The organism is Orenia marismortui DSM 5156 (assembly GCF_000379025.1).
GTDB lineage: Bacteria > Bacillota > Halanaerobiia > Halobacteroidales > Halobacteroidaceae > Orenia > Orenia marismortui.
In genome coordinates this window covers 923,543-937,482 of the sequence record NZ_KB900617.1, presented here as the reverse complement: position 1 = coordinate 937,482, position 13,940 = coordinate 923,543, and the positions used below count along the sequence as shown (strand labels likewise).

Annotated in this window: 13 protein-coding genes and 9 tRNA genes; 11 read left to right on the top strand and 11 right to left on the bottom strand. The window is 31.7% G+C overall.

Translation table 11 applies throughout. The features are described from left to right. Nucleotides 1-114: 114 nt before the first annotated feature. The 11 genes from OREMA_RS0104160 to OREMA_RS0104110 form a co-directional block, all read right to left on the bottom strand. A tRNA-Tyr gene (locus OREMA_RS0104160) sits at nt 115-199 on the bottom strand. A gap of 89 nt (nt 200-288) precedes the next feature. Next, a tRNA-Thr gene (locus OREMA_RS0104155) sits at nt 289-364 on the bottom strand. Nucleotides 365-369: 5 nt separating this feature from the next. Continuing rightward, nucleotides 370-447 (bottom strand) — tRNA-Asp (locus OREMA_RS0104150). Between the two features lie 95 nt (nt 448-542). After that, nucleotides 543-618, bottom strand: a tRNA-Val gene (locus OREMA_RS0104145). A gap of 209 nt (nt 619-827) precedes the next feature. After that, nucleotides 828-903, bottom strand: a tRNA-Glu gene (locus OREMA_RS0104140). A 92-nt stretch (nt 904-995) separates the two neighbouring features. Next, nucleotides 996-1,071, bottom strand: a tRNA-Lys gene (locus tag OREMA_RS0104135). A gap of 20 nt (nt 1,072-1,091) precedes the next feature. Further along, a tRNA-Lys gene (locus OREMA_RS0104130) sits at nt 1,092-1,168 on the bottom strand. 34 nt (nt 1,169-1,202) lie between these two features. Then, nucleotides 1,203-1,279 (bottom strand) — tRNA-Arg (locus OREMA_RS0104125). A 62-nt stretch (nt 1,280-1,341) separates the two neighbouring features. Continuing rightward, nucleotides 1,342-1,418 (bottom strand) — tRNA-Pro (locus tag OREMA_RS0104120). A 275-nt stretch (nt 1,419-1,693) separates the two neighbouring features. Then, a complete protein-coding gene (locus OREMA_RS0104115) occupies nt 1,694-1,915 on the bottom strand; it encodes a NifU family protein (RefSeq protein ID WP_018248019.1) in 222 nt (73 codons plus the stop codon). A gap of 59 nt (nt 1,916-1,974) precedes the next feature. Beyond that, complete coding sequence (locus OREMA_RS0104110) at nt 1,975-2,934, bottom strand: L-lactate dehydrogenase (RefSeq protein WP_018248018.1); 960 nt, start codon at nt 2,932-2,934, stop codon at nt 1,975-1,977. Nucleotides 2,935-3,237: 303 nt separating this feature from the next. Between OREMA_RS0104110 and OREMA_RS0104105 the strand changes: the two genes are divergently transcribed. From OREMA_RS0104105 to prfB, 11 genes are all read left to right on the top strand, one after another. Further along, on the top strand, nt 3,238-3,627 hold the full coding sequence (locus OREMA_RS0104105; RefSeq protein ID WP_018248017.1) for a Fur family transcriptional regulator: 390 nt from the start codon (nt 3,238-3,240) through the stop codon (nt 3,625-3,627). 60 nt (nt 3,628-3,687) lie between these two features. After that, the gene (gene uvsE / locus OREMA_RS0104100; protein ID WP_018248016.1) at nt 3,688-4,614 is read left to right on the top strand and encodes a UV DNA damage repair endonuclease UvsE; all 927 of its coding nucleotides are present in this window, start codon (nt 3,688-3,690) and stop codon (nt 4,612-4,614) included. 119 nt (nt 4,615-4,733) lie between these two features. Beyond that, nucleotides 4,734-5,489, top strand: coding sequence for a basic amino acid ABC transporter substrate-binding protein (locus OREMA_RS0104095; protein WP_018248015.1), 756 nt, complete (start codon nt 4,734-4,736; stop codon nt 5,487-5,489). A gap of 198 nt (nt 5,490-5,687) precedes the next feature. Beyond that, on the top strand, nt 5,688-6,443 hold the full coding sequence (locus tag OREMA_RS0104085) for a basic amino acid ABC transporter substrate-binding protein (RefSeq protein ID WP_018248013.1): 756 nt from the start codon (nt 5,688-5,690) through the stop codon (nt 6,441-6,443). A 163-nt stretch (nt 6,444-6,606) separates the two neighbouring features. Then, the gene (locus tag OREMA_RS0104080; RefSeq protein ID WP_018248012.1) at nt 6,607-7,380 is read left to right on the top strand and encodes a basic amino acid ABC transporter substrate-binding protein; all 774 of its coding nucleotides are present in this window, start codon (nt 6,607-6,609) and stop codon (nt 7,378-7,380) included. 17 nt (nt 7,381-7,397) lie between these two features. Then, a complete protein-coding gene (gene ehuC, locus OREMA_RS0104075; protein ID WP_018248011.1) occupies nt 7,398-8,057 on the top strand; it encodes an ectoine/hydroxyectoine ABC transporter permease subunit EhuC in 660 nt (219 codons plus the stop codon). Then, the gene (locus OREMA_RS0104070; protein ID WP_018248010.1) at nt 8,050-8,772 is read left to right on the top strand and encodes an amino acid ABC transporter ATP-binding protein; all 723 of its coding nucleotides are present in this window, start codon (nt 8,050-8,052) and stop codon (nt 8,770-8,772) included. Before ehuC ends, OREMA_RS0104070 begins: the two co-directional genes overlap by 8 nt. A gap of 133 nt (nt 8,773-8,905) precedes the next feature. After that, the gene (locus OREMA_RS0104065; RefSeq protein WP_018248009.1) at nt 8,906-9,109 is read left to right on the top strand and encodes a cold-shock protein; all 204 of its coding nucleotides are present in this window, start codon (nt 8,906-8,908) and stop codon (nt 9,107-9,109) included. Nucleotides 9,110-9,314: 205 nt separating this feature from the next. Continuing rightward, nucleotides 9,315-9,860 (top strand): ribosome hibernation-promoting factor, HPF/YfiA family, encoded by a 546-nt coding sequence (gene hpf / locus OREMA_RS0104060; RefSeq protein WP_018248008.1) that lies wholly within the window; start codon nt 9,315-9,317, stop codon nt 9,858-9,860. 233 nt (nt 9,861-10,093) lie between these two features. Continuing rightward, on the top strand, nt 10,094-12,649 hold the full coding sequence (gene secA, locus OREMA_RS0104055) for a preprotein translocase subunit SecA (protein ID WP_018248007.1): 2,556 nt from the start codon (nt 10,094-10,096) through the stop codon (nt 12,647-12,649). 92 nt (nt 12,650-12,741) lie between these two features. Next, nucleotides 12,742-13,834 (top strand): peptide chain release factor 2 gene (gene prfB / locus OREMA_RS0104050; protein WP_407667761.1). Its coding sequence is split into 2 segments (ribosomal slippage): nt 12,742-12,810 and nt 12,812-13,834, totalling 1,092 coding nucleotides; the frame shifts between segments, so codons are not numbered across the junction. The last annotated feature ends 106 nt before the right edge of the window (nt 13,835-13,940 follow it).

Sequence of the window (13,940 nt, the reverse complement as noted above, 5' to 3'; positions counted from 1 at the left end):
TTAAGAGCATAATTTTCTATAGCTATAGAAAATTATGCTCTTAATTTATTCTTGGATATAATTAATATATTCAAAAAACAAAAGGACTTGGTTAATTACCAAGTTTGGAATAAATGGTGGAGGGGAGAGGATTTGAACCTCTGAAGGCGTCGCCGGCAGATTTACAGTCTGCTCCCTTTGACCACTCGGGAACCCCTCCGTATATTTGGTTATTGGCTGCTGGCTTAAAAATTTAAAGTAATTTAAATCAATGGCTAATAGCAAGAAGCTAGTAGCTGATTGATTTAATGGAGCTAACGGTCGGAATCGAACCGACGACCTGCTGATTACAAGTCAGCTGCTCTGCCAGCTGAGCTACGTTAGCATAAATGGCGAGGATGACGAGACTCGAACTCGCGACCTCCGGCGTGACAGGCCGGCGTGGTAAACCAACTCCACCACATCCCCGTATTGTTAGCTTTTGGCTTCTAGCTGTTGGCCTCTGGCTAAATCTTTTAAGATTTTGCTAAAAGCTAATAGCCAGTAGCTAATGGCTAAATTTTTGGTGGGCGAAACAGGACTTGAACCTGTGACCCCCTGCTTGTAAGGCAGGTGCTCTCCCAACTGAGCTATTCGCCCTTGTTTTAGCTGTTGGCTGCCAGCTTTTGGCTACTGGCTTAGACCTTAAAAAGGTTTTAAGCTAGTGACTAATAGCTAGAAGCTAGTAGCTAATTAATGGTACCCCTTCGTGTTTTACAAATCTAAAACACTACGTGTAATTATAAAGTATTTTAGTACCCCTTCGGGTTTTTCAAAACAAAAACCCTTCGTGAAATCTTAAAGTATTTTGGTACCCCCAAGGGGATTCGAACCCCTGTCGACGGGATGAAAACCCGTTATCCTAGGCCACTAGACGATGGGGGCATAGGATTAATTTATAATTAATAATTTAAAATCTATAATTAGAAGACCTTTAATTATCAATTATTAATTATACATTGTTAATTGATTTAAAATGGTGAGCCATGGAGGATTTGAACCTCCGACACCCTGATTAAAAGTCAGATGCTCTACCAACTGAGCTAATGGCCCACGTTAGTTATTAAACTAAATGGTAGGTCATGCAGGGTTCGAACCTGCGACCCCCTGATTAAGAGTCAGGTGCTCTGCCAACTGAGCTAATGGTCCTATTTCTTATATTATAAAAACGGTTATAATCTTAGTGGCGCGCCCGGGAGGAATCGAACCCCCAACCTTCAGATTCGAAGTCTGCTACTCTATCCAGTTGAGCTACAGGCGCACAATAAATTATTTTTGGTTTTTAATTATTAACTATCAATTATACATTGGTAACTAATAATTTGGTCGGAGCAGCAGGATTTGAACCTGCGACCCCCTGGTCCCAAACCAGGTGCGCTACCAAACTGCGCCATGCTCCGATATTTCAAATAAGAAACATTCTCAATTCAACAATAGTTATTATAACTAATTTCTCGAAAGCTGTCAAGAAAAAATAAAAGCTAATATCAAATACAATTTTTCTTGCGACAAATAATAATATAACACTACTATTTTGTTTTGTCAACTATTTTCAATAAAAACATACTATTTACTAGTTAGATGATGATAATCATGTATAATTTTATTTACTTGTGATCTAAGAATTTTTAAAATAGAATAAAAACTCGGTTTTAACCGAGTTTTTATTAATAATCTATACAGATTGTACCTCTTTAACTTCAGGGATGAATTTTTTAAGATTTTTTTCAATTCCCATTTTTAAAGTCATTTGAGACATAGGACAACCAGCACAAGCACCTGTAAGTTTAAGTTTTACAATTCCGTCATTAGTAACTTCTACAAGTTCAACATCACCGCCATCAGCTTGTAGAGAAGGTCTAATTTTATCTAAAACTTCTTTTACTTTTTCTGTCATGAAAAATTTCACCTCCTTGTTATTCTTAGACTAATTCTATAACAATTATTGAATTCCTTTTACAAATTTAATTTTTTAGCAGTTTCTTTTAGAGTATTTGCTGATTCAACAAATTTATTCTCTTCTTTAGAATTTAGAGGTAAATCTAATACTTTTCCAATTCCTGTACTATTAACAATAGTAGGTAGGCTTAAACAAGTATCTTTTATACCATATTGTCCTTCCATTAAACTAGAAACTGTTAGGATTGCATTTTCATCTCTAATAATAGCTCTTACAATTCTTGCTACAGCTAAGGCAACAGCATAGAAAGTAGCACCTTTTCGTTGAATGATTTCATAAGCTGCATTCTTAACTTTATTAGCAATTTCTTCTCTGTTATTGCTTTGGCAAGTCTTATCACAGATAGGGCAATAGTTATCTAAGTTTGTTCCAGCAATATTTGCTAAACTCCAGACTGGAACTTCACTATCTCCATGTTCACCAATAACATATCCGTGTACATTACTTGCTGCTACTCCACAGTTTCTGCTGATTAATGACCTAAACCTAGAGCTATCTAGTACAGTACCTGATCCTATGACTCTTTCTTTTGGGAATCCAGAAAGCTTGAGGGTCACATAAGTTAGGATATCTACAGGATTAGTTACAACTAATAAAATAGCATCCTGATTATATTTTGTAATCTGTGGAATTATTTCTTTGAAAATAGCTGTATTCTTCTTAACCAAATCTAAACGAGTTTCTCCTGGCTTCTGATTAGCTCCAGCAGTAATAATTATGATATTAGCTCCTACACAATCAGAGTAATCACCAGCATAAACTTCGACTGGTTTAACAAAGGAAGCTCCATGGTTTAAATCCATCGCTTCTCCTTCTGCTTTTTCTTTATTAATATCAATTAATGGAATTTCAGAAGCTATTCCCTGAACCATTAAAGCATAAGCAGTAGTAGCTCCTACACCACCTGCACCAATAATAGCGATTTTATTTGGATCATTTTTTGAATGGCATTTCATTATTATCCTCTCCTTTTTCTTATACAAATATTATTAACTAAAGAGTATATTCTTATATTCTTATACAAGAGAACTTCTTAACATCTATTATAGCATATATTAAAATTTGTGATTAGAATAACAAACTATGATATTCTTATTTTTTATATTCTCTTTTATATGTATTCTTCGCGATAATGATAATTATTCCTGCTTTGAAAATGTATTTTTTTAAAATATATTATTTCACCATTAATTGACACTTGATTTGATAATTGTTATAATCTAATTAAGAATAATTACTTATAAAAAGGATGACAATTTATGCCTAAGAAAAAAAGGAGAATGACCAAGCAGCGCAAGAAAATTTTAGAGGTTTTAAGATCGATCAAATCTCATCCTACTGCAGACTGGATTTATGATAAGGTAAAAAAAGATATTCCCAATATCAGCTTAGGAACGGTCTATCGTAATTTAAATGTTTTAAGAGAAATGGGACAGATTATAGAATTAAATTATGGTAGCAGCTATAGTCGTTATGATGCTAATGCTGAAGATCACTATCATTTTACTTGTCTATCTTGTAGTAAAGTAATGGATGTTGATTTGGAGATGAATGAAGAGTTAGAAGATAAGGTAGCTAAATTTGTTGATGGGGAAGTAGAATATCGTCGTACAGAGTTTTTTGGTTATTGTAAAGAATGTAGTGAATAATAATAAAGAAGTCTCCTGATATCAGGAGACTTTTATTATTATTAGAGGGGATTGATTAGAATGAAATTGGGTTATGCATGTATTAATCTTAGTTTAAAAGATTGTACACCTAATCGTAGAACTACTGTAGGATATTTAAAAAAACTTTCTCCAGAAGGGCAAAGAATTAAACTTAATTCATTATTAAAAGATAATTTAAAGAATACATTAAGGATTTTGAAATTTAATCGAGATTATAATATTGATTTTTATCGTTTTTCTTCTAATATTGTTCCTTTAGCAACTCATGAATCTACAGACAATTGGGGTTATTTAGAAAAGTTTAAAGATGAATTTTTAGAGATAGGAGATTTTGTAAAGAAGCATAATCTTAGGGTTAGTATGCATGCTAGTCAATATACTATATTAAATAGTAATAGAAAGAATGTTGTAGAAAGATCTATAGAGGAACTAGAATATCATTCTAAATTTTTATTAGCAATGGGATTGGATACAAGTGTCAAAATTGTGTTACACATCGGTGGTGTTTATGGAAATAAAGATAAGGCAATAGATAGGTTTAAGAAAAATTTTTCTAGGTTATCTGATGATATAAAGAATAGATTAATTATTGAGAATGATGATAAATCATATACTGCAACTGAAGTGTTAGAAATAGCAGAAGAATTAGGCATACCTATTGTTTTTGATATTCATCATTTCAATTGTAACCATAGTGAAGATGAAAATTTGAATAAAATATTACCGCGAGTTTTTGATACTTGGAAAGATGAAAGGCCGAAGTTTCATTTTTCTTCACCTAGAAGTGAAGATGAATATTCAAGCCATGCTGATAATATTGATCCTATAGATTTTTATCTATTTGTTGATACTTTAAGAGATATAAGTGATCAAGATTTTGATATTATGCTAGAGTGTAAAAATAAAGATAAGGCTTTATTAAAATTAAGAGAAGATTTAGATGCGATGGATTTTAACTACAATTAAAAGGAAGATATCTTCCTTTTAATTGTAGTTTTTATTATTATGAATAAAATCGGACCAATCCTTGCATAAATATAATTTATAATGTATAATTATTAAAAAAGACAAAGGGGAGAGAACTAATGAAAAAAATAATTTTATTTACATTATTAGTTGGATTATTAGTAATGGCAGGATGTTCTAGTGAAGAGCAAGGAACTTGGCAAAAGATTGAAAAAGAAGGTAAATTAGTGGTTGGGATGAGTGCTGATTATAAGCCTTTTGAGTACCATGATAAAGATGATAATATTGTTGGTTTTGATGTTGATGTCTTAAAAGAAATTGCCAAAAAATTAAATCTTGAGTTAGAATTAAAGGATACTGCATGGGATGGGATTATTCCAGGGTTACAATCTAGTAAATATGACTTAATAATGTCAGCTATGACAATTACAGAAGATAGAAAGAAAGCAGTTAACTTTTCTGATTCTTATTTTAATGCAGGCCAGATAATTGCTGTATCAGAAAGTAATGATAGTATTAAAAATGTAGAGGATTTAAAAGGTAAAATAGTTGGAGTCCAATTAGGAACAACAGCTGATATAGAGGCTAGCAAGGTGGAAGGAGTAGAAGTTAAGCGTTATGAGAAGATACCACAAGCTTTTATTGAGTTAAATAATGGTCGAGTAGATGCGGTAGCTGCCGATTTACCAGTAGTGGCTAAGTATACTTTAGATCATTCTGGAGTCAAAATTGTAGGTAAGCCGTTTACTACAGAGAACTTTGGTATTGCTATGAGAAAAGCTGATACTGAGCTACTAGAAAAGATTAATGCTGCTTTAGCTGATTTAAAAGCTGATGGTACTTATGATGAAATCTATAATAAATGGTTTAAGTAATAAAAAAGTAGCAGGAAATCCTGCTACTTTTTTATCCAATACTAAATCTATAGATTATATTTGTTTTGGGCTAAATTTGATTAAAATTATAAGTTAAGTTGCCTAGCCAACTAGCCAAATAGTAAAAGGATATAATCAACACAGACATAAAATATAAGTGACATATTAAATAGATTATCTTATAGGAGGAGAGTTTAGATGAAAAAGATATTATTTATCTTACTATTAATTACTTTAGTAGTGGTAACAGGATGTAATGGAGTAGAAGATACAACTTGGAGTAAAATAGAAAAAGAAGGAAAGTTGCTAATTGGGACAGAAGCTGCTTATCGACCTTTTGAGTATCATAATAATCAAGATGAGATTGTAGGTTTTGATATTGATTTAATTAAAGCAATTGCTGATGAGTTAAATCTTGAAATTGAGATAAAGGACATTGCTTTTGATGGCTTAATACCTGGTTTAAAGACTGGTAAGTTTAATTTAGCAATTTCAGCTATGACAATTACAGAGCAAAGAGCAAAAGCTGTTAATTTCTCTGATCCATATTTTAATGCTGGACAGGTAATTGCTACTATAGCTAATAATAATGAGATTAAAACTGTAGATGATTTAAAAGGTAAGAAAGTTGGAACTAAATTAGGTACTACAGGTGATATAGAAATTAGTAAAATGGAAGATAGTATAGAAATTACTCGTTATAAAGATATACCTCAAGCATTTATTGAATTACAAAATGGAAGAGTGTCAGCAGTAGTTAATGATTTACCTGTAACAGCAGTTTATGTTAGTAAGCATCCGGAAGTTAAAATTGTTGGAGAGCCTTTTACTTCAGAAAAATATGGAATAGCATTAAAAAAAGGTGATGAAGAATTGCTGACTCAGGTTAATAAAGCTTTGAAAAGAATTAAAGAGAATGGTACTTATGATGAAATATATAATAAATGGTTTTAAGAATTGAATTCTTTTTAAAAACTTAGGGTAGAATTTATTCTATCCTAAGTTTTTTATATTAAATTAAGTAATTATCATATCTGATTTAATTTCAATAAATCCCTTGAATAAAAAAACACATTAATGTATAATTATAAAGGATGAAATAAAAGGGAGGAAGACAATGAAAAAAATTACTAATAATTTGGTACTGACTTTATTAAGTTTGTTGATGATGTTATTAATAGTAGGGTGTTCAAATAGTACCCAGCTAGGTACTTTAGAAAAGATCAAAGAAGAAGGAAAATTAGTAGTAGGAACAGAAGCTTCTTATCGTCCTTTTGAATATCATAATGCAAAGGATGAGATTGTAGGTTTTGATATAGATATAGCTAAAGCTCTTTCTAAAGAGTTGGGTGTTGAGTTAGAGATAAAAGATATTGCTTTTGATGGTTTGATTCCTAGTTTAAAGACTAAAAAATTTGATCTGGTAATTGCAGCAATGACTATTACTGAGAGTAGAAAAAAATCAGTAGACTTTAGTACTCCATACTTTAATGCAGGTCAAGTAATTGCTGTTTTAGATAGTGAAGATCAAATCGAGAATGTAGAAGATTTAGTTGGGAAGACTGTAGGTGTACAGTTAGGTACAACTGGAGATTTAAAAGTAAGTGAAATTGATGGTTTAGAAATTAAAAGATATGAAAAGATACCACAAGCTTTTATAGATTTAAAAAATGGTAGAATTGATGCTATTGTTAATGATCTACCTGTTACAGCTACTTTTGTAAAGAAGGTAGAAGGAGTTAAAATTGTAGGAGCTCCATTTACAGAAGAGAATTATGGTATGGCTATTAGAAAAGACGATAATGGGTTAGAAAAAAGGCTTAATGAAGCTCTAAGTAATATTAAAGAAAAAGGAATCTATGATAAGATTTATGCTAAGTGGTTTAAATAGAAAGGGGACAGAAATAGATGCTAGCAGATAAGATATTAATTTTAAAGGAATCAATTCCTTATTTACTAAAGGGCGCATTAATGACAATTAAATTAACAACCTTTTCTGTTTTTATTGGAATTGTTTTAGGTACTATATTAGGTTTAGCAAGAGTTTCTAAAAATAAGTTGTTTAATAATATAGCCAAAGTTTATATTGAATTTTTTAGAGGAACGCCTTTATTGATTCAGTTATTTTTATTATATTTTGGACTACCTAATTTAGGAATAGATTTAGGTGGCTATCTGGCAGCTATTTTAGGCTTAGGTTTAAATAGTGGTGCTTATGTAGGGGAAATTGTGAGATCTGGAATCAATGCCATTGATAAGGGGCAGATGGAAGCAGCTCGTTCTCTAGGAATGTCTTACTTCCAGTCAATGAGATATGTCATCTTGCCTCAAGCTATTAAACAAGTTATTCCACCTTTAGGAAATGAATTTATTGCACTTTTAAAGGATTCATCATTGGTATCAGTAATTGCAGTTAAGGATTTAACTCGGCAAGGTAGATTAATAATTAGTAGAACTTATGAATCTTTCCTAATTTTTGCAGCAGTAGCGGTACTATACTTTATTATGACCTTTATTATGACTCGATTAGTTAACTATGCTGAGAGAAGGGTGAGTATCAGTGATTAAAGTAGATGATTTACACAAGAGCTTTGGTGATTTAGAAGTTTTAAAAGGGATTACAGAAGAGATACACCAAGGAGAAGTGGTAGTAGTTATTGGGCCAAGTGGTTCGGGAAAGAGTACATTTTTAAGATGTTTAAACCTATTAGAAGATATTACAGCAGGTAAGGTGTTAATTGAGGAGAAACAGATTAATTCTATAAATGCTAATATTAATCTTATTCGTCAAGAGACAGGAATGGTCTTTCAACACTTTAACTTATTTCCTCATAAAAATGTATTAGACAATATTACTTTAGCTCCAATAAAAGTTAAAGGATTGTCTAAAGATAAAGCAGAGAATATAGCCTATGAGCTATTAGATAGGGTAGGGCTAAAGGATAAAGCAGATAGTTATCCTAGTCAATTATCGGGTGGACAAAAACAAAGGATTGCTATTGCTAGAGCTTTAGCTATGCAGCCAAAAGTCATGCTGTTTGATGAGCCGACTTCTGCATTAGATCCTGAAATGGTAGGAGAAGTATTAGCGGTTATGAAGGATTTGGCAAATGAAGGTATGACTATGGTAGTTGTGACTCATGAGATGGGATTTGCTCGAGAAGTTGGGGATAGAGTATTGTTTATGGATCATGGGATTGTTATAGAGTCTGGAACACCAGAAGATATTTTCAATAATCCTCAAGAAGAACGAACTAAAGAATTCTTAGCTAAAATATTATAGATTTTATCTTATTAAAATATAAATTATATCCTGAATTCTATTGACAATATTTGAGTATTATGTTATAGTTTTATTTGGAAAGTGATAAGATCACTAGAAATTTTTTAAGCAATATTTAGGAGGAATGAAAAGAATGAGATTAGAAGGTAATGTAAAATGGTTTGACAATGAAAAAGGTTATGGATTTATTGAAAGACCAGAAGGTGACGATGTATTTGTACACTTCTCTGCAATTCAAGAAGAAGGTTTCAAGGCTTTAGAAGAAGGTCAAGCTGTAGAGTTTGAAATCGTTGAAGGAGAACGTGGACCTCAAGCTGATAACGTAACTAAGCTTTAATTATATATGAATGATTAGAGCATTATAAAGCTCCCAGATTATTTCTGGGGGTTTTTTTAATATCTAATATAACTAATGAATTTTATTTTGTATAATAATATTTATTGTTCTTTGTAAAAATAAATATTATTAAAAAAAGGAATTTCAAACAAAATATCGAATTAGTATATATAGAGATATTATTTTGGAAGGAGTTGGTCTAGTAATGAAATTCATGGTTAGAGGTAAAAACATAGAAATCACTGATGCTTTAAGAGATTATGCTGAAGAAAAAGTTGGCAAGGTGAGAAAGTATTTTGACTATGATGATGTTATAGAAGCTCAAATATCTTTAGAAGTTGAACGAGGAAGACATATTGTAGAGGTAACACTTTTTGTAGATGGATTAATTCTACGAGGAGAAGAAAAAAGAGACGATATGTATGCTTCTATAGATGGAGTTGTTGAGAAATTAGAAGGTCAAATCCGTAAATATAAAACTAAGATTCATAATAAAATTAGAGCAGATAAAAAAGAGATACTAAGTAATTTAGTTGATTCAAATAAATCTGAAGAGGAAGAAGAATCTGATCCAAGGATTGTGAGAACTAAGAAATTTGCTATTAAACCAATGCATATTGAAGAAGCAGTTATGCAAATGGATTTATTACATCATGATTTCTTCGTATTCTCAAATGCTAAAACTGATGAAGTGAATGTTGTTTATAAACGTAAAGATGGTGACTATGGTTTAATAGAACCAACTTTCTAAAAAAATGATAATTATTTAGGCTAGCTATTAGTTTAATGGCTAGTCTTTTTTATATAAATAATTAATATTAGGAAATAATATATATTATTGTATACAATAATATATATTCAGATAATTTAGTTTATTGACAGTATATGGTTAATGTTATATAGTAAGGTTAAGAACTAATAATCAAAATTACTTTCTATAAAATAAGAATCATATGCAAATTATATAATGGGGTGAATTAATATATGTTGGGTTTTTTGAAGAAGTTATTTACTGATCCAAATGAAAAGAAATTAAAAAAGCTAGAACCTTTAGTAGAAGAAATCAATTCTTTAGAAGATCAAATTTCTGCTTTAAATGATGATGATTTAAAGGCAAAGACAGATGAATTTAAAAATCGTTTAAGTCAAGGGGAGTCTTTAGATGATATTTTAGCAGAAGCTTTTGCTGTTGTAAGAGAGGCTTCTAAAAGAGTAACAGGAATGCGACATTATGATGTACAGTTAATTGGTGGAATTGTATTACATCAAGGTAAGATTTCAGAGATGAAAACAGGAGAAGGTAAGACATTGGCAGCTACTTTACCAGCTTATCTAAATGCATTAACTGGAAAAGGTGTTCACATTGTTACAGTTAATGATTATTTGGCTGAGCGTGATAGTGAATGGATGGGACAGATATATGAATTTTTAGGATTAGAGGTAGGACTAGTTTTAGCAGATATGGATTATGAGGAAAGAAGAGCGGCTTATGAAGCTGATATTACTTATGGGACAAATAATCAATTTGGTTTTGATTATTTAAGAGATAACATGGCTATAGATGCAGAACAATTAGTACAAGGCGAATTAAATTTTGCTATTATTGATGAAGTAGATAGTATTTTAATTGATGAAGCAAGAACTCCGTTAATTATTTCAGGTCCATCACAGCAATCACCAGGTTTGTATTATAAATTTACTGAGGTAGTACCAAAATTAAAGAAAGAAGAAGATTATACAGTTGATGAAAAAGCTAGTTCTGTAACCTTAACAGAAGAGGGAACTGATAAAGTCGAAGAGATGCTAGGTATTGAAAACCTATATGATAATCAATACATGGATCATTTACATCACCTTAATCAAGCCTTAAAAGCAGAAGTTTTAATGAAAAGAGATCAAGATTATATTGTTAAAGATGGAGAAGTCCATATTGTTGATGAATTTACTGGAAGATTGATGTCTGGACGCAGATATAGTGAAGGTCTTCATCAAGCTATTGAAGCTAAAGAAGGAGTTAAAATTCAAAGAGAAAGTCAAACTTTAGCTAGTATTACCTTCCAGAATTATTTTAGAATGTATAATAAACTATCAGGAATGACAGGTACTGCTGCAACGGAAGAAGAAGAATTTGAAGAAATTTATGATTTAGAAGTAGTAGTAATACCTACTAATGAACCGGTTATTAGAGAGGATCATCCTGATGTTATATATAAAACTGAAGAGGCAAAGTTTAGAGCTGTTGTAGCTGATATTAAAGAAAGGTATAAGAAAAGGCAGCCAGTTTTAGTTGGTACTGTTTCAATTGAGAATTCTGAAAAGCTTAGTAGATTATTAAAGCAAGCTCATGTTCCTCATGAAGTATTGAATGCTAAGCATCATGAACGTGAAGCTGATATTATAAAAAGAGCAGGTCAAAAAGGTGCTATTACAATTGCCACTAATATGGCTGGTCGTGGTACTGATATTGTATTAGGCGATGGAGTTCAAGATATTGGAGGATTATATGTTCTTGGTACAGAACGTCATGAAAGTCGTAGAATTGATAATCAGCTAAGAGGTCGCTCAGGGAGACAAGGGGATCCGGGAGCTTCTCGTTTTTATGTATCCTTAGAAGATGATTTGATGAGATTATTTGGTTCAGAAAAGATTGCTGGAATTATGGATAGCTTAGGATTAGAAGATGATCAGCCAATTGAACATAAATTAATTAGTAGATCTTTAGCTAATGCCCAAAAAAGGGTAGAATCTCGTAACTTTGAAATTAGAAAGAGTATTTTAGAGTATGATGATGTATTGAACCAACAAAGAAAGGTTATTTATGATCAAAGACTTCAGGTTTTAACGGGAGAAAATTTAGAAGAAATTATCTTCTCTATGGCTGATAGTTGGTTAGAAGAGACTTTAGATATTTATGTTAATGAGAAATATTCCCCTGATGAATGGGATTTATCAGGATTAATTCATTATTTAGAGAATCAATTAGGAGGTTTAGGAATATCTGAGGCAGAACTATCTAAATTAACTAGAGAAGAGATCAAAGATAAATTATTTAATAAATTCACTGACACTTATAGTGCTAAAAGATCAGAACTTGGTAATGAAGCTATGGAAGAGTTGGAAAAGGTAGTTATGCTTAAATTGATTGATCAAAAATGGATGGAACATCTACATGCGATGGATGAACTAAGACAAGGGATTGGTTTAAGAGCATATGGTCAACGCGATCCGTTGATTGAATATAAATTCGAAAGTTTTGAGATGTTTAAACAGATGAATTCTTGGATTAAAGAAGATATCATTAAGTATTTATTTACAATTGAAGTTGTAACAGGTGAACAGGAAGATAAGAGAAAACTAGATTATGGGCAAGGCCCTTTATTAACAGCCTATGATACAGTTAGACCAGAAGTTCAAGGCCAAGGTCAGCAGCCTGAAGAGGTAAAACTTAAACCAATTGTAAAAGAAGATGAACCAGGACGTAATGATCCATGTCCGTGTGGTAGTGGCAAAAAATATAAAAAATGTTGCTTAAATAAATAAAAATTGCTATTTTAATACTAGATGATCATTAATAGAGGCGAACCTTATGTTCGTCTTTATTTTAATTATATCAATTATGAGGTGGTAAAATGATTGTAAATGAATTGAGTTCAAAGTTAGAAGTGATTGCAGAAAAATTATCAGATTTGAGGGAGTCTCTTTGACTATGATAGTTTAGAGGAGAAGAAAAAAGAGTTAGAATTTGAAATGGCAGATCCAAATTTTTGGGATGATAATGAAAAAGCTCAAAAGGTTGCCCAAAGACTAAGTACAATTAAAGGAAAAATTTCTGATTTTGATACTTTAGTAGAAGAGCAAGAGGAACTAGATTTATTATTAGAGCTAGCTATAGAGGAAGATGATCAGAATGTCATAAATGAAGTTAAATCAAGAGTTAAGAACTTAGAGAAAAAATTAGAGAAATTAGAGTTGAAGACTTTACTTTCGGGAGAATATGATGAGAATAATGCTTTATTATCAATCAATCCTGGAGCAGGGGGAACAGAATCACAGGATTGGGCTGAGATGTTGTTAAGGATGTATACTAGGTGGGCAGAACAACATGATTATAAGGTTAGTACTTTAGAATTTTTAGCTGGAGAAGAAGCTGGAGTGAAAAGTGTAACCTTAGAAGTAACAGGACCTTATGCTTATGGTTATCTTAAATCAGAAAAAGGTGTGCATCGTTTAGTTAGAATTTCTCCTTTTGATTCTTCTGGAAGGAGGCATACATCTTTTGCTTCTGTAGATATTATGCCTGAAATTGATGATAATATCGAAATTGAAGTTGAGCAAAGTGATTTAAAGATAGATACCTATCGAGCTAGTGGAGCTGGAGGTCAACATGTTAATACAACTGATTCAGCTGTTCGAATTACTCACTTACCTACTGGAATTGTAGCTCAATGTCAGAACGAACGTTCTCAGCATAAGAATAAAGCAAGTGCCATGAAGATACTTAAATCTAAGTTGTTTGAATATATGCAAGAAAAAGAGGCAGAAAAATTAGAGGAGATTCGTGGAGAGCACAAAGAGATTGCTTGGGGGAGCCAAATTAGATCCTATGTCTTTCATCCTTATCAAATGGTTAAGGATCATCGAACATCATGTGAGACAAGTAAGACCAATGATGTAATGGATGGGGACTTAGATATCTTTATTGAAAGTTATTTGAAACAGTCATAATTAAATCAAGAAATCTTCAAGGGGCTTGCAATTTTGAGCCCCTATTTTTAGTTATAAGCGATAGATGCCTTACATAAATCTATATAAAGAATTTATTTTGATTGTG